The sequence below is a fragment of the Nitratidesulfovibrio oxamicus genome, assembly GCF_015731765.1.
Lineage (GTDB): Bacteria > Desulfobacterota > Desulfovibrionia > Desulfovibrionales > Desulfovibrionaceae > Cupidesulfovibrio > Cupidesulfovibrio oxamicus.
Window position 1 is genome coordinate 14204 of the sequence record NZ_VRYY01000011.1, and the last position, 13089, is coordinate 27292.

Here is a 13089-nt window from a genome sequence, read left to right on the forward strand (position 1 = left end):
CTCCCATGGGGGTAGTGACCTTCCTTGTGATTCCTTCCAAACCTCGGCGGGTGGGCAACCTATGGGCAACCAAACTGACGACGATGACGACAAGAAAGACGGGCGTGTGTGGCGCACCGTGCCCGGCATGAAGGGTGTGGTCTACCGCGAGCACCCCACAAGGCGACACGGCAAGAAGCTGGACCGCTTCCTTGCTCTGCGCTACCGGCGCGGCGGTGGCCAGCGCACCATAGAGACGCTGGGTTGGACGTCCGAGGGGTGGACCACCCGCGTGGCGGCCAGCCTGCTGGCGAAGCTGAAAGAGAACATCCGCACGGGTACCGGCCCGCAGACCATGAAGGACATGCGCGCCCAGGGCGAGGCAGACCGACAAAAGGCCGCCCGCATGGCCCGACGCGCCGCCCTGAAGGAAATAACCTTCGGCGAGCTGGCCACGCTGTACAAAGCGTGGGCGGCGGGCAACCGCGTAAGCGGCCCCCACGTCGCGCAGCTGCTGGACATGCACATCCTTCCGGAGCTGGGCGCCCTGCGGGCTGATGCCATCACGCCCCAGCACATCGAGGACATGCGCCAGAAGGTGGCCGCAAAGCGTCCCCTGCGCGGGCGCGGCAAGAACAACCCCGACGCCAGGCTTGCGCCGCAAACGGTGATGCACGTGCTCAAGACCGTGCGCGAGGTGTACAACTACGCCTTGGAAACCCCCGCGCCGAACAACCCTGGCGTGATGCTTTTCGAAGGCCCAAACCCCGGCGTGATCAGGCGGCGCGGCAGGGGCGTCCGCCCCCCCAAGCATGATTCCCGCCGCCTGCGGGTGCTCAACGACGAGGAAATAGGCGCCCTGCTCGACTACTCGGGCACGCATGACATCGAGGTGGCCACCCTGCTGGAAATGATCCTGCTGTCCCTGGACACCGGCCCGCGTGCTGGCGAGCTGGTGGCGCTGCAGCGCCAGGCCGTGGATCCCGTCAAGGGCACCCTGCGCATCCTGTTCGGCAGCCGGTCGGAACGCTCCACCAAGGGCGGACGCACGCGCGTCGTTCCGGTTGGGCTGCTGTTCCCGCAGGCGCTGGACATGCTGCGCCAGCGCCTGTCCCAGCCGTCTGACAACCCGTACCTGTTCCCTGGGCGCTACGGCGTAGGCATGCGCGATCCCAACGGCCTCAACCGGGCCATGCGCCGCATTACCAATGCCCTGGGCCTCAATGCCGACGCCCACGACCCCCGCAACCGGGTGGTGTGGCATACCCTGCGGCACACCTACGCCACCCGAATGCTGGAAGCCGGGGCGGACATCTACACCCTGCGCGACCTGATGGGGCACGACAGCGTCACTACCACCGAAGGCTACCTGCACCTGTGCGACCGCAGCAAACGGGAGCGCGCCCTTGCCCGCATCACGCTGGCCAAGGGCCATGCGGGGATTACAGCTGGGGAACAGCAATGACGTGCACTCCCTGTGCTTCCAGGTAGGCGAGGAAATATGGCGTGGGGTACACCACCCCTTCGCCGATCTTCTGGCGCACCAGCGGCCCCTTGCCTGCGGAATCGTCGTTGGCCAGCTTCTTGGGGCTGATCAGGCCGCCCGTGAAGTACTTGACCCCCTTGCGCGCGATCATGGGCGGGAGCTTGTCCAGATAGCCGCCCAGGTGGTGCAGCTGGGGGGCGGGGGGGATGTCGGCGGTTGGCTTCATGGGGCTACTCCGGAACGGGGTTGGCCGACGCGTTTTGCACGCACGCCGGGCAGATGGACCGGTTGGTTTCAGGGTCGGGCGTCGCGGGGATGCGGTCGGACAGCACATGGCCGCAGGCCTGGCAAATCCACACATCACCATCTTCAAGCAACGCTTGAAGGATAATCTGGACGGCCAAGGAATCGACGGTCTGTTTCTTGGCGTGCGATCTGGCCTCCAGGACGTTGAACGCGGCTTGGGGCAGGCGCAGGGAGACGGGGAAACGGCGGCACGTCGTGCTCATGCCATGGCCTCCAGAAGGGGCATGCTGACTTCAGGGGCGGATACACGCTGGGGCACATAGTTGGCCGCCACCAGAGCGGCTGCCATGCCAGGGCAGACACTGTTGCCGATCATGGCAACCTGGTCCTCTTTCTTCACGCGCTTCCCATCGACAAAATCAATGATGTAGGAGTCCGGAAATCCCTGGGCGCGGGCAAGCTCGCGCGGGGTAAGCATGCGCAGGCCGATGTCCGTGATGACGTAGATCACGCTGTCGATGCGGACGTAGGGAAGGATGTCGCCGGGGGCGTACTCGGAAAGAAAGGCCTGGACCAGCGCGAACCGGTCGCGGGTGACGACGGTGGGCAGAGGCTCTTCGATGCGCGTATCCTGGTCTGTCCCGTAGTAGGTGAGCAGACAGCTCGACACGGCATGATGCGTCCCGCCCGCGCTGACCGTGTGCAGCGGCTCGTCGGCGGGGTGTCCGACGTTCTCTCCGCGCATCTTGCAGATGGCCACGGCCCTATGGTTCTCGGTGAGCACGCTGCCCAAGGGGACGTCCACTGGTGCGGGCTTTCCGCCGTATGCCGGGCCACCGGCCCCGACGATGCACGCGGTGACCACGCTGTTGTGGTCGGTTGTGGTCACCGTTCCCAGGGGCTGCCGGGCATCGTGCCCGACCACGCCCCCATAGTGCTTCAGGATGGCCGCGCAGAGCTGTGTCTTACCGTCCCCGCCGGGCATGATCGTGTGCACCGGGGAGTCACAGGCATGCCCCACGCTGTTCCCGAACTGGCGTTGAATGTGGGTCGCCACCAGCGCCATGCTCCCGCCCTTTGGCTGGGCGGTAATTGTGCGCATGGGTTCGTCAGCAGGCATCACGCCGCAAGGCGCGGACGCGTGCTGCACGTGCTGCAGAAACGGGGCGCAAACCATCTGCTGGCCCCCCGTGGTGATCGTCGGAACAGGGGCATCAGCAGCCGAGGGGGCATGCCCACTCGTGTTGGTCACCATTACCGGTGCGCACACGGCCATTCCAGGTGATTGCGTGATCGTCGGCAACGGATCATTCGGCCCGCACCCACGGAAGCAGTCGTATGAGCCGTCACTCTTCGTGTGGGACAGATCCACAACGAACGGATCCGCCGCGTCGATGACGTACCGCTGAATGCCCTTTGCGACGCGGCGCAGGGTGTTTTCCTTCAGTGGGCGCCGCGCTCGGAGGCCATGTTTGGCCATGATCTCTTCCGACGTGTCGAAAATGCTGGGGCACGGCACCGACCAGTCGATGATTTCCGCAGCCGTCCGCCAGGGCTTCAGCCTCCCGGACTGTACATCCGATGACTTGGGATCACCGTGCGTCGGCTGCGGCCAGACGATGGGCATGCCATCCCGGCGGGCGCACAGGTACAGGCGCTTCCGGATGGTCGGCACGCCGAAGTGCGACGCGCGCAGTTCGCGGAACTCTACCCGGTAGCCGTGCCGGCGAAGGTCGCGGCAGAATTTTTTGAACGAGGCCCCGCGCATGGTGGAGATGATGCAGCCCTTGGAGTCTAGCGGACCCCAATCCTGGAACTCCTCAACGTTTTCCATCCAGATCACCCGGGGATGGCACCCGCTGGGCTTGAGGTCCGGAATCCACTTGTCGGTGATGACGCGCGCCAGTTCGCGGCGCTTGGCATTACGGATGGGCACCCCGCCCTTGGCCTTGCTGTGGTCGGTGCAATCCGGGCTGGCCCACAGCAGGCCCACGCGGCGCCCGCGCGTGATCCACCTGGGGGAGACGGAAAACACGTCCTGGGTGAAGTGCTCGGTATGGGGGTGGTTGGCGCGGTGGATGGCCACGGCCATGGGGTTGTGGTTGACCGCGGCGTCCACCTTGAACCCGGCCATTTCGATGCCCAGGCTTGCCCCGCCCCCTCCCGCAAAGAGGTCCACCACAATCTCGTCCGAGGAGTAGCCCAGCAGATCCTGCAGCGATGCGCGCATGGCTACCCCCGCATCCACATGTGGTCTTGCCAGCGCAGCTGGAACCGCCAGAAAAAGAGGTGGCGCGGCCCCCGGTAGAAACGCATCGGGACAGGGCGCGGCGCGCAGGATAACCAGAGCGACCAGCGCCACGTGATCGAACGGGGGTGATGATAGCTCGCGATGCTGGCATGGTTCCTGCCCTTGATGCCGTTGGAGTGCACCCAGCTCCACCCAACGAAGTAGCCGCGCCAGCGCAGGCCGCCATCAAGACGGATGCGCGCCCACCAGCCGCGTGTGATGCCAATCAAGACCAGCACGGCCCCGGCAAGCGCCACAAGTGCTGTCAGGGCCACCGGCCATGCGGCGATGATACCGGCAAGAATGATCAATGCCAGGCACGCCATAACTCCACCCAGCAGGCCAAGGAAAATACGGGCTGCCATGGCTACTGCCCCCCTTCCATCTCGCGCAGCTTTGCCGAAGCCTTACCGGCGGCGATGATGCACGTGATGGGCTTGGCAAGGCGTCTGCCGTAGTTGGGTTGCCCCTTCTGCTTCCCGCGCACGTAGGGCATGCAGCGAACCCCGGTGACCTTCCAACCGATGATGGCGTTATGGTCGCCGCCTTCTGTCAGCACCTCCATGCGGTACACGTGGAAGTCGTCGGGCTGCTCATGCGACAGCCGGACAAGGGCACTGCATGCGTCAAAGATGGTAGGGGTAGGTCCGAATGCGTACATGGCTACAGCACCTTCTCTGCGCTTTGGAGGGCTGCTTTGGCCTTCACGTACATTGCCATATGGTCGGTGACGGGGTTGGGGTCTGCCGGATTGCAAACAGCCATGTAGGCGCTAAGGGCGTCCTGCAACTCGCGGCAGATTTCGCGCACCTCTTCTGCGGCCCTTGCGCAATAGTCGGCATGTTCGAACAGGATGCGCAGCTGCCCCCGCCCAACGATGGTACTCCCCTCCCCTCTCGACTTGTTCCGCAGGGATTCGATGATTTCAGCTGGCTTCATGGCTATTCCCCCCTCACGATTTTGCCGGGGGCCAGCGACACGGCATCGCCCTTCACCGGGTCGATCCAGCCGGGCAAACCCAGCCCCGCACGGCACACCAAGGCAGGCCCAGCGGGCAGCATAGGGCACGCCCCGCAAAAGCCGGTGGCCCGGGGGTCGGTTTCGCGCGTCCAGGTGAGGATCCATTCTTCGTCGTCTTCAAAAAATTCCGGCGTGCCGGGCGTCCACCCTTCTCCGCCGGGCCGGGGAAAGTCTTCCAACGGCGGTTGGTGGGCGGCCATGGCTTCGGCCAAGGCGGTGTGGGCGCGCTCCCACTCCATTTCGGCACGCTCATTTTTCTCGGGGTTTAGTCTGATGCGGAGGTCGCGAATCGGCCCATTGGCAGCTTCAGCCGCCTTGGCTTCGTCGGCCACGCCGTATTTTTCGGCGCGCTCCATGTACTGGTCGGACAGGATGCGGGTGACGGCCTCCGTCTCCGGCTGCTTGTACCAGCGCCAAGCCATGCAGCCGCTTGCGCCGCACAAGAGGTGGCGATGCGAAGTGTTATTCGGAGCGATAGGGCAAGTCTTCTTACGCGCTTCGGCTTCGGTGCAGATGCTCATGACTGGTTGCACTCCTGCTTGGCCCACTCCAGCGTCCAAACGGACAAGACCTCGTCGTAGTACATCTTGCCGGGCACCCATCCCGCCCCCGAGGGGGCGGGGAAATCCTCGACCCTCACGCGGAGCGAGGCACCGGCTGCGTCCAGCAAGCGCTGCTGTTCCGCCTCCCGGATGGTCCACTTTACCGTGTGCTCGTCATCGAGCCTTTGATCCTCCGGGCTGTTGAAAGGCGCGTCGGAATCCGCCCATGCCTTCATAGCCTTGCGTTCGGCCTTCGAGGCTTCGATCAGCATGTTGACCAGGGGTTGCAGGCCGTACTTGTCCGCGTTGCCGAAAATCCTCTCGAAATTCAGATAGGTTTTCTGCGTTTCCCCGCTCATGCGCGCCCCCACTGTTCGCTCATGTTACCGGCCCGTGTCGGCACGCCCTGGGCATCCTCGCGCACGATCTCTGCGCGGCGGGCGCGGGTGTGCTGGATCTTGGCTTCCAGAACCATGAGGTCGGCATCCACGCGGCCACGTGTCAGCTGCAGGCCACGCAACAGGTGGTCAAGCGCCTCGGTGCGGTTGCGGTGCCATCCTGCGGGCGCGGTATGGGCGTGGCTTTCCTCGCTGCCCCGGCACTGGACCACAAAGCGGTGGTCACTGGCCGTGGTCACGTGCCCTTCGACGATTTCCAGACCGTCGCTGCCCCGGCGGTAGAACGCGCGATACAGGGTTTCGCCCACGCGATAGGGTTGCGGCTGTGTCATGGGCTACCCCCCTGCCTTCGCGGCGCCGTCCGTCACGGGCGCACCGGCCAACAGGAAGCCGTCCTGAACCGCAAGGTTGAAAGAGGCCTTTTCGGCATCGTCCAGGGCCAGCTTGCGCGCGATGACCGGCGTGGAAAATTCCGCGCCCTTGTTGATGGGCTTGGCATAGCGCAGGTGCAGCGCGCCGTTGGCCTGTGCGGGCAGGATGCGCAGGGCCAGCTGGGCCTGCTCCTCGCTCCAGTAGAGGGACACGTAGCCCCGTTCCAGGTCCTGGGCACCCAGGGCGCGCAGGGCGGCCAGATTGAGGCGGCAGCGTTTGCGGTACACCGTCAGGCTGGGCTTGCTGACGCGCCCCTCGGCTACCAGCGGCGCGAACAGCCGCCCGCCGATCAGCACCTGCCCGCCAGTAGGGGGCACGGTCGCAGAGGCCTGCGTGGGCTGGTCCTGCTCGGCCATTCTGGCGGCCACCTTGTCGGTGATGGAGGAGAGCGCCGTTTCCAGCGCGGGGATGTCGGTGGGGGCGACTGTTGCGGTAACGGCGGCCTCTTCGGCGATGGCGGCCTTGGCCGAAGCAAAGGCGGCGGCCTCGGCAGCACGGTCGAAACGCTCCCCTGTAAGGTGGTAGACGGAGGGGCCGCCGTTGGCGGCAGCCGCCAGGGCGTCCGACATCGCCTTGTTTTCCGCGTCCTCGTCCGGCTTGCGGGCAAGACGGCCATCGTCTGCGGGGTCGTAGTCCCCCGCGAAGGACGCTGCAGCTCCACCTTCCGTATCGCCCATGGCGCATGCGTCGTTCTGCGCCTTCCACTCTTCCAGCGATCCGACGTCCTGCCCGTCCACGATGACCCGGACGTGGTCCACCAGCGGCACCGGCACGGCCAAGCCCATCTCCTGCGCCAGCGTGTCGGCAGGCACACCCAGCACGCGCGACAACCCGTCCAGGTCCGGCTGCTGTGCATCGTCCGCGCATTCGCTGCCGGGCAGCTGCCCGGCTTCGGCCTGCGCCCCCTGCCCTGCCTGCTGGCCAAGGGTGGGGATGGGGGCGGCATCGGCTGCGGTGTCGGGTGCCGTGTCTTCGCCGGTAAAGTCCGGTGCGGGGTCGCCGGTATTGCCCAGCGCCAGCCACTTTTTCTTGAGCTCGCGGAAGGCCGCGTAGCATCTGCTGCACAGACCGCGACAGGGCAGCGCGCGATTCTTGGCGCCGCACTGCTTGCATTTTCCGTAATTCGCCATGGGGGCCTCCTTGGGTGCCTTCCGTGTGGCGGGGGCTTGGGCGGTCTGGCTGGCGGGTTCCGCCGCCGAAGCCGCCGGGGTGGGATAGTCTTTCAAGGCGCGGGGGGCGGTGCCCACGGCGGGCCGGGTGGATTTGTAGGACGGCGTCAACAGGTCACTGGGCTTGCGCCGTACCGACGCCATCAAGGCAATGCCCCGGTCGCACTGGCGGCAGCGGGCCATCTGGTCCGGCGTGGCGGCCAGGATGGTGGTGCCGCACTCGCCGTCGCTGGCCGGGCGGCCCAGTACCGGACAGGGGGCGTCCATGTCAGTTGTCCTTGGGGCCGTGCGGCGATCCCGTGGCAAAACCGGGATGCGAGCCGGATGCCTGCGCCGCCCCGCGCATGATGGTGTTGATTTGCGCGTGGGCCCGCGCGGCCCGGCAGTCCGGGCAATCGCAGGGGCCGATGGCCCGCAGGCCCTTTTTGACCTCCTCGATGCTGGCGGCCAGCGACACCCCAAAGCGGACAGGGTCCTTGACCACGCCGCCCATGACGACAGATCCGGACACCTCGCCCTGTTCGTCGGCCATGATGGCGATGACGCACGCGCATTCGGTGCGATCCACCTGGCTTTGCAAGTCATTCAGCTTGCTGCGCAGCACCTCGCGCGCCTTTGCCACCACTTCGTCCCTGCTTTTGCCTTCCATCTTCGTTTCCTCTCTTGCGCAGCTGCCAACCAGCAGCGCGCCTAAAATTCCGAACGTCAGCAGCGCCCCGACAACGACGATGGCGCCTACCGTGGGTTTCATGCCGCTACCTTGGCGCCCGACGCGCCCGCGCGATCATCCATCCGGATCATGCCGCACGGGGTGGCCGTGCCGGTCACGGTGCCGCCAATACCGTTGGTCAGGTCCGCATCGCTGGCGCCGCCGGGCATCTCCATGCGCAGGGTCACATCCTGCGGCAGGGCCTGGCGCAGCAGCGACAGCAGGCGCGAAACGCCCAGCCCGTCTATGACGTCCTGCCTGGCGCGTTCGGCGGCTTCGGCCCTGATGCGGTCCACCTCGCTGCCCAGGAGCATGTCCGTGGATTGGTCGGACGCCACAAGGTATTTGCCGCCCGTGCCGGTCAGCACCCACACGGGGTGCAGGCCATGATCAAGGCCCAGCGTCAGCAGCCAGTCAGACGGGATGGATCCGCGGCGCTTGGCATCGCTGATGCTGGACTGGCGGATACACAGCACCTCTGCCAGCTGCACCTGGGTGCGGATACCCAACGCCTCGCGGATGCGGGCGTAGGCATCGTCAAAATTCTCGGTGCGGGCTGCGGTAAGGCTGGACATGGTGAGCCTCCTTGCGTGCCCCTTGCGGGGCGGCTCTTGCGGTTAGCCTCGCCCCCGACGGACGAGGATGGGGGACGTTTCGCGATGGATGCGGCGCTGCCGGGCCGCCATCCGGAAGCTGAATGCGGCCAGCGCCAGCAGAAAGGCGACTGGACCCCACAGCCACGGGTCAGAAATCTGCATGGTGGTCCCCCTGCCCTGCGGCGTTGCCCAATGTGGGGGTTGCGTCCGTCGTCGCCGTGGCCGTGGGCGCGTCCATGTCGTACAGCTGGCCAAGCTGGGCGCGGTGGCGGTCGCGTATTTCGCGCAGGCCGTTCAGCACCGGCCACAGGTTGGCCTTGTCCGCCTGGTGCAGGTCGCGCCGGGCGGCGAAGGCTTCGGCCCGTTGCAGCAACAGGTGGGCTTCTTCGGCTATGACCACGGAGGGATGCAGACGACGGGACATGGGGCCTCCTATTCGATGGCTTCGCGCAGCTTTTCAGTGACCAGCCACAGGGAGCTGTCCGCCTCGTCCAGGTTTTCCTGCGGCGTGCCGGTGCAGCCCAGCCTGTCGGCCTCTGTGTCCTTCTGCTGGCGCGTCTTCGGCTCCGCAGCCTCTTCGTTGCGCAGGCGCATCACGCGCAGGCGCAGGCGTTCACAGCAGGCGATGCACTTCTCCACACGGCGACGACGGTTGCGGTTCACGACAGCCCCCCCGCACCCTGCGGCGCGAACACGCAGGCCGTGCCCTCGCCGTCGTTGACGTACAGTTGCGCGCCATCGGCCAGGGCGCGCTCCCACATCTCGTTCAGGCGGGCTGTGACCAGTTCGGTGCCCAGGCACCGGGCGACAAGGGAGCGTTCGAACAGCGAAGGGCGGCGGGTCCCGGCGGTGCGGGGCGTGGCTTGGCGGGATGCATCAGCATTCATGGCGCATGTCCTCCACTTGCTTGAGCAAGGTCATGATGGCCTGCATCGCTTCGTACCCCTCACGGGTGATGCGGCGGCGCTCGTCCTTGCTGATGCGCCCGTCGTCCAGCGCCGCGCCCACTGCGGCCATCAGCTCGCCAAACTCTCGCACGGCGGCTACGGCATCGCGCTCCGTGGTGGCCCCGCCCTGCCCTGCCTTGGGCAGGCGGATGACCACCGCGCCCATGGCACCGGCCAGGTAGTCCAGGGGGCGGAGCGAGCCGGTGGCCTCCATGAGCGGAACAAGGTGCATCACCCCGAACTTGTGGCCGGGAATGGAGCCGTTCAGCTCGTTCATCAACGTGGAGTAGCCCTTGCCCAGCAACTCCGCGACGCGATCTGCCTTGCGTCCGTTGGGGGCGCGCTTCACGTCTTCGCGCAGGATGTCGAGGAGAGAGTCATCCATGAGAGTCCTACCTTGCCTTTCTCATTTACTGGCGCGCAGTTACGGGAAATGTAGGGGATGATGCGGCTAGGCGGTTGCCACGGGCGACGGGGGCGACGGGGCGGTGGAGGAGATGCAGCGGGCGCGTGGCTTGGGGCCGGGGCGCTGGTCCAGGGGAATGGGCAGCAGCTCCGCCGGAACACCCTGGGCCACAAGGGCACGGTGGTTGCGGGCAGGCATGGTGTCCTGCTTGCACTGCCGCCCCAACACGGCGGGATTTATGCCGACGCCTGCGGACAAGCCAAGGAAGGTCGCCCCGGTGCGGTCCATCCACAGGCGCAGCTTTTCTTGGCGTGAAAGTTCGGTTAGGGTCGGTGCGATACCTGATTGCATGGTAGCCACCTGCGTTTGAGGTTTCCTGATGTGTTGGAATCGACACTAACCAAGATTCACGGTTAGTGCAACGTGTTTTTCGTTTTTTTACCAAAAGAACTATTATATGGAATTATTCGAAAGGGTTAGGCGCATAGCAACCATTGTTGCCGGGTCGCAGACGAGCCTTGCGGCGCGCCTTGGCATGGCGCAAAGCAGGTTCCAGGGGTACCTGAACGCCAAGCGCCAGGACAATCTGTGGCCTGTGCTACCGCAAATCTTGGAAGCCTACCCGGAAATAGCGCGCGAGTGGCTGTACTTCGGCGAGGGTGAGATGTTGGTAAGCGACAGACCGGCGCCACCGGATACCCAGTTGCGCGCCGTGCCCATGGTGGGCCTGGCATCGTGCGGCATACAGGGCTGGAATCAGGTCATGCCGGTTGCCGTCAGCGCCTCTTTGCCCGTGGTCGGCCCCAATACCATTGCCGTTATCGCGTTTGGTGAATCAATGGTGCCTGCAGGCATTTCATCCGGTCAGGTGTGCTATGCGGACCCTGACCAGGACCCTTTGCCGGGCGATGCCGTGTACATCGCCAGGAAGGACGGGCTGGCATCCGTCAAGCTGTACCTGGGGGTGGGAGAGCGGGCGGGTGACGTCCGTCTGAAGGGCTGGGGAGACCCCAAGGACGGAGAGCGCACACCGTTTTATCTGGACATAGGACGAGACGGAATTGCTACCCTGGCGCCCGTAATCTACGTGCGCAGACGCCTATGAGGAGCGGTCATGAGGTTCACTTTTGCTGCCTTTGTTATCACCATCTTCACTTTTCTTGCCGCGCTGCCTGCGGAGGCAGCCGACGGCCAGGCGCTTGATGCTGCACTGTCCGCAGTGCGCGCGCACACCGACGTGCGCAGTGCCGCCTGGAATAACCGCAGCTTGCCGTCCCTGCTGGTGGCGTGACCGGACAGGGCAAACAGCCTGGCGCGTTTGACGGGTTTGCACGGGGGATATGCGGCACGCTGGCCGCAAAGGGCGTTGGCGGGGCCATCGTCCATGTTCTGGACGAAGACCAGCCCGCAGGCAAATGGGTGGAGCTGGGCAAGGCGGACTGCCCCCAGCTGGCCAAAGGGGATGCGACGGCACCCGCCAAGCTGCTGGTGGACGTGCCCTCTCTGTCCGGTAAGGACGAGGTTGCCGTGGCAAAGCTGCTGGGCAAGCCGACGGCGAAGGACAAGAGCAAGTACGGGCAGAAGCGGCGCTATGCCCTGCCGGGCGGCGGCAACGTGGAAATCACGTTCATCGGCGGCAAGGCCGACTGGATGGAGATAACCCCCGGCAAGGACGCGCCCGTGCCTTTCGGCCCGGCCTGCGGGCAGGCCATCGGCATATCCGCCGCCCCGGCCTTCGCGTCCGCCGCGACCGTCCGGTGGGATGGCGTCAACGGCATCCAGAGCGTGGAAGCCTTCCCCGCCGGGGCGCACGTTGGTTACTGGTACGTCAAGGTCAAGACGCGGTAGCCCCGCCACCCAAACGAATCAAGGGCCAGCACCCAGCGCACAAGGCGCGGGCGCTGGCCCTTATTTTTTCCTGCCACAGTGAGTGACGCACACGAAGAAAAAGCCCCCTTTCAAGGGGGGCTTGTACTTTGAGGCTATGGGCGATTGGGCGGGTGAGTCGTGGTGAAAGTCCCGCGCTGGTCAAAGCACCAGTACGGAGTTTGGTTTGGCTGGGGCGGCTCATCTGTGCCCGTAAGCGGCGTGCATTCTACTCGCCAAGTTAGTGCCCAAGCCACGTCCTTTCCGTCGTATTCAGACGCACCGAAAAAGCGCGCAAGGCCCATGAGCGCGGACACTGCGAGCAGGCAAACGACGAATACCTTGACTGTGGGCGAAACGAACATGCGCCAGAGATATAACATCGAGCTGCCATGCGCAAGGTTACAGCGTGGAAAATACGTCGTCTGTGCCGCAGGCCCGGTGTCAACCGCCAGCCTGCGGCACGGTGCGCCGAAACTCCAGCACGCCCGCCACCACCGTAAGGCGGGTGCCCGCCTTGGTCAGGTGGGCGACGTGCACGTACTTGCCCACAAGGTCTGCCGTATCGTCCGGCGTCAGCAGCAGTTGCAGGGTGCCGGTGGCCGCATCGGCAACGGTAATGCCCCCGTCCGCGCTGGTCTTTGCCAGCACCTGCCGGGTGGCGGGCGACAGGCTTACCCCGCCGTCGGCATGGCGGACCATGGGCTGCCCGCCGTCGGTGGCCTGATACAGCGCCCACGTGGCGGCGTAGCCGTCCAGATTCAGGGGGTCGGTGCCTACGTCGTCCAGCACGGTAATGACAATGCTGCGGCTGTCGCCCTGGTACGCGGTGTCTTCCATGGGGTGCTCCTTCAGGGGGTATCAGCGTGGCCTGCGCGAGCGGGCCGTGACGGACAGGGCCGCAGGCACCCGCCCTGCCACGCTGGCAACGGGCGGCACGCGGCGTACCACAACGGTGATGGGCTGCGGCAGCCCGCCTGCCAGACGCATACGAACTCCTCGA

23 protein-coding genes are annotated in these 13089 nt (G+C 65.7%); 4 read left to right on the forward strand and 19 right to left on the reverse strand.

Annotated features, from left to right (window positions below; translation table 11 throughout):
- The first annotated feature begins 61 nt into the window (after positions 1–61).
- On the forward strand, positions 62–1444 hold the full coding sequence (locus FVW20_RS00545; RefSeq protein ID WP_196607835.1) for a tyrosine-type recombinase/integrase: 1383 nt from the start codon (positions 62–64) through the stop codon (positions 1442–1444).
- Here FVW20_RS00545 and FVW20_RS00550 read toward each other — a convergent pair.
- The 18 genes from FVW20_RS00550 to FVW20_RS00635 form a co-directional block, all read right to left on the reverse strand.
- Complete coding sequence (locus FVW20_RS00550; protein ID WP_196607836.1) at positions 1422–1691, reverse strand: hypothetical protein; 270 nt, start codon at positions 1689–1691, stop codon at positions 1422–1424. The genes FVW20_RS00545 and FVW20_RS00550 overlap by 23 nt on opposite strands.
- A gap of 4 nt (positions 1692–1695) precedes the next feature.
- The gene (locus FVW20_RS00555) at positions 1696–1974 is read right to left on the reverse strand and encodes a zinc ribbon domain-containing protein (RefSeq protein WP_196607837.1); all 279 of its coding nucleotides are present in this window, start codon (positions 1972–1974) and stop codon (positions 1696–1698) included.
- Positions 1971–3941 (reverse strand): DNA cytosine methyltransferase, encoded by a 1971-nt coding sequence (locus FVW20_RS00560; RefSeq protein ID WP_196607838.1) that lies wholly within the window; start codon positions 3939–3941, stop codon positions 1971–1973. Before FVW20_RS00560 ends, FVW20_RS00555 begins: the two co-directional genes overlap by 4 nt.
- 2 nt (positions 3942–3943) lie before the next feature.
- Positions 3944–4366 carry a hypothetical protein gene (locus FVW20_RS00565; RefSeq protein ID WP_196607839.1) on the reverse strand — a complete coding sequence of 141 codons (423 nt, stop codon included), beginning with the start codon at positions 4364–4366 and terminating at the stop codon, positions 3944–3946.
- Positions 4367–4368: 2 nt separating this feature from the next.
- Positions 4369–4662, reverse strand: coding sequence for a hypothetical protein (locus FVW20_RS00570; protein WP_196607840.1), 294 nt, complete (start codon positions 4660–4662; stop codon positions 4369–4371).
- A gap of 2 nt (positions 4663–4664) precedes the next feature.
- Positions 4665–4940: a hypothetical protein gene (locus FVW20_RS00575; protein ID WP_196607841.1), complete on the reverse strand. Its 276-nt coding sequence runs from the start codon at positions 4938–4940 to the stop codon at positions 4665–4667.
- Positions 4941–4942: 2 nt separating this feature from the next.
- A complete protein-coding gene (locus FVW20_RS00580; RefSeq protein ID WP_196607842.1) occupies positions 4943–5542 on the reverse strand; it encodes a hypothetical protein in 600 nt (199 codons plus the stop codon).
- Positions 5539–5922 (reverse strand): hypothetical protein, encoded by a 384-nt coding sequence (locus FVW20_RS00585; RefSeq protein ID WP_196607843.1) that lies wholly within the window; start codon positions 5920–5922, stop codon positions 5539–5541. The genes FVW20_RS00580 and FVW20_RS00585 overlap by 4 nt, the downstream gene beginning before the upstream one ends.
- A complete protein-coding gene (locus tag FVW20_RS00590; protein WP_196607844.1) occupies positions 5919–6293 on the reverse strand; it encodes a hypothetical protein in 375 nt (124 codons plus the stop codon). The genes FVW20_RS00585 and FVW20_RS00590 overlap by 4 nt, the downstream gene beginning before the upstream one ends.
- 3 nt (positions 6294–6296) lie before the next feature.
- Positions 6297–7829 (reverse strand): hypothetical protein, encoded by a 1533-nt coding sequence (locus FVW20_RS00595; RefSeq protein ID WP_196607845.1) that lies wholly within the window; start codon positions 7827–7829, stop codon positions 6297–6299.
- Between the two features lies 1 nt (position 7830).
- Positions 7831–8313 (reverse strand): hypothetical protein, encoded by a 483-nt coding sequence (locus tag FVW20_RS00600; protein ID WP_196607846.1) that lies wholly within the window; start codon positions 8311–8313, stop codon positions 7831–7833.
- A complete protein-coding gene (locus FVW20_RS00605) occupies positions 8310–8846 on the reverse strand; it encodes a helix-turn-helix domain-containing protein (RefSeq protein WP_196607847.1) in 537 nt (178 codons plus the stop codon). The genes FVW20_RS00600 and FVW20_RS00605 overlap by 4 nt, the downstream gene beginning before the upstream one ends.
- Before the next feature lie 42 nt (positions 8847–8888).
- Entirely contained in the window at positions 8889–9029 is a 141-nt protein-coding gene (locus tag FVW20_RS00610; RefSeq protein WP_196607848.1) for a hypothetical protein, read from the reverse strand.
- On the reverse strand, positions 9016–9291 hold the full coding sequence (locus FVW20_RS00615) for a hypothetical protein (protein WP_196607849.1): 276 nt from the start codon (positions 9289–9291) through the stop codon (positions 9016–9018). The genes FVW20_RS00610 and FVW20_RS00615 overlap by 14 nt, the downstream gene beginning before the upstream one ends.
- Positions 9292–9299: 8 nt before the next feature.
- On the reverse strand, positions 9300–9530 hold the full coding sequence (locus FVW20_RS00620; protein ID WP_196607850.1) for a hypothetical protein: 231 nt from the start codon (positions 9528–9530) through the stop codon (positions 9300–9302).
- Positions 9527–9754: a hypothetical protein gene (locus FVW20_RS00625; RefSeq protein ID WP_196607851.1), complete on the reverse strand. Its 228-nt coding sequence runs from the start codon at positions 9752–9754 to the stop codon at positions 9527–9529. Before FVW20_RS00625 ends, FVW20_RS00620 begins: the two co-directional genes overlap by 4 nt.
- Positions 9744–10199, reverse strand: coding sequence for a phage regulatory CII family protein (locus FVW20_RS00630; RefSeq protein WP_196607852.1), 456 nt, complete (start codon positions 10197–10199; stop codon positions 9744–9746). The genes FVW20_RS00625 and FVW20_RS00630 overlap by 11 nt, the downstream gene beginning before the upstream one ends.
- Before the next feature lie 66 nt (positions 10200–10265).
- Complete coding sequence (locus tag FVW20_RS00635) at positions 10266–10571, reverse strand: XRE family transcriptional regulator (RefSeq protein WP_196607853.1); 306 nt, start codon at positions 10569–10571, stop codon at positions 10266–10268.
- Between the two features lie 106 nt (positions 10572–10677).
- On the opposite strand from FVW20_RS00635, the gene FVW20_RS00640 reads away from it, so the two are divergent.
- The 3 genes from FVW20_RS00640 to FVW20_RS00650 are packed head-to-tail and all read left to right on the forward strand — an operon-like array spanning position 10678 to position 12068.
- The gene (locus FVW20_RS00640; protein ID WP_196607854.1) at positions 10678–11325 is read left to right on the forward strand and encodes a LexA family protein; all 648 of its coding nucleotides are present in this window, start codon (positions 10678–10680) and stop codon (positions 11323–11325) included.
- 9 nt (positions 11326–11334) lie between these two features.
- Positions 11335–11511, forward strand: a complete 177-nt coding sequence (locus tag FVW20_RS00645; protein ID WP_196607855.1) for a hypothetical protein — start codon at positions 11335–11337, stop codon at positions 11509–11511.
- Positions 11508–12068 (forward strand): hypothetical protein, encoded by a 561-nt coding sequence (locus tag FVW20_RS00650; RefSeq protein ID WP_196607856.1) that lies wholly within the window; start codon positions 11508–11510, stop codon positions 12066–12068. Before FVW20_RS00645 ends, FVW20_RS00650 begins: the two co-directional genes overlap by 4 nt.
- 462 nt (positions 12069–12530) lie before the next feature.
- Here the strand turns inward: FVW20_RS00650 and FVW20_RS00655 are convergent, their stop codons facing one another.
- The gene (locus FVW20_RS00655; protein WP_196607857.1) at positions 12531–12926 is read right to left on the reverse strand and encodes a hypothetical protein; all 396 of its coding nucleotides are present in this window, start codon (positions 12924–12926) and stop codon (positions 12531–12533) included.
- Positions 12927–13089: the final 163 nt, after the last annotated feature.

Bases quoted from the DNA above. Each gene is read 5' to 3' on its own strand.
- FVW20_RS00590 (WP_196607844.1), bottom strand. From the start codon at position 6,293: ATGACACAGCCGCAACCCTATCGCGTGGGCGAAACCCTGTATCGCGCG.
- FVW20_RS00600 (WP_196607846.1), bottom strand. From the start codon at position 8,313: ATGAAACCCACGGTAGGCGCCATCGTCGTTGTCGGGGCGCTGCTGACG.
- FVW20_RS00555 (WP_196607837.1), bottom strand. From the start codon at position 1,974: ATGAGCACGACGTGCCGCCGTTTCCCCGTCTCCCTGCGCCTGCCCCAA.
- FVW20_RS00640 (WP_196607854.1), top strand. From the start codon at position 10,678: ATGGAATTATTCGAAAGGGTTAGGCGCATAGCAACCATTGTTGCCGGG.
- FVW20_RS00560 (WP_196607838.1), bottom strand. From the start codon at position 3,941: ATGCGCGCATCGCTGCAGGATCTGCTGGGCTACTCCTCGGACGAGATT.
- FVW20_RS00615 (WP_196607849.1), bottom strand. From the start codon at position 9,291: ATGTCCCGTCGTCTGCATCCCTCCGTGGTCATAGCCGAAGAAGCCCAC.
- FVW20_RS00565 (WP_196607839.1), bottom strand. From the start codon at position 4,366: ATGGCAGCCCGTATTTTCCTTGGCCTGCTGGGTGGAGTTATGGCGTGC.
- FVW20_RS00580 (WP_196607842.1), bottom strand. From the start codon at position 5,542: ATGAGCATCTGCACCGAAGCCGAAGCGCGTAAGAAGACTTGCCCTATC.
- FVW20_RS00610 (WP_196607848.1), bottom strand. From the start codon at position 9,029: ATGCAGATTTCTGACCCGTGGCTGTGGGGTCCAGTCGCCTTTCTGCTG.
- FVW20_RS00570 (WP_196607840.1), bottom strand. From the start codon at position 4,662: ATGTACGCATTCGGACCTACCCCTACCATCTTTGACGCATGCAGTGCC.
- FVW20_RS00545 (WP_196607835.1), top strand. From the start codon at position 62: ATGGGCAACCAAACTGACGACGATGACGACAAGAAAGACGGGCGTGTG.
- FVW20_RS00635 (WP_196607853.1), bottom strand. From the start codon at position 10,571: ATGCAATCAGGTATCGCACCGACCCTAACCGAACTTTCACGCCAAGAA.
- FVW20_RS00655 (WP_196607857.1), bottom strand. From the start codon at position 12,926: ATGGAAGACACCGCGTACCAGGGCGACAGCCGCAGCATTGTCATTACC.
- FVW20_RS00630 (WP_196607852.1), bottom strand. From the start codon at position 10,199: ATGGATGACTCTCTCCTCGACATCCTGCGCGAAGACGTGAAGCGCGCC.
- FVW20_RS00550 (WP_196607836.1), bottom strand. From the start codon at position 1,691: ATGAAGCCAACCGCCGACATCCCCCCCGCCCCCCAGCTGCACCACCTG.
- FVW20_RS00625 (WP_196607851.1), bottom strand. From the start codon at position 9,754: ATGAATGCTGATGCATCCCGCCAAGCCACGCCCCGCACCGCCGGGACC.
- FVW20_RS00645 (WP_196607855.1), top strand. From the start codon at position 11,335: ATGAGGTTCACTTTTGCTGCCTTTGTTATCACCATCTTCACTTTTCTT.
- FVW20_RS00595 (WP_196607845.1), bottom strand. From the start codon at position 7,829: ATGGACGCCCCCTGTCCGGTACTGGGCCGCCCGGCCAGCGACGGCGAG.
- FVW20_RS00575 (WP_196607841.1), bottom strand. From the start codon at position 4,940: ATGAAGCCAGCTGAAATCATCGAATCCCTGCGGAACAAGTCGAGAGGG.
- FVW20_RS00585 (WP_196607843.1), bottom strand. From the start codon at position 5,922: ATGAGCGGGGAAACGCAGAAAACCTATCTGAATTTCGAGAGGATTTTC.
- FVW20_RS00605 (WP_196607847.1), bottom strand. From the start codon at position 8,846: ATGTCCAGCCTTACCGCAGCCCGCACCGAGAATTTTGACGATGCCTAC.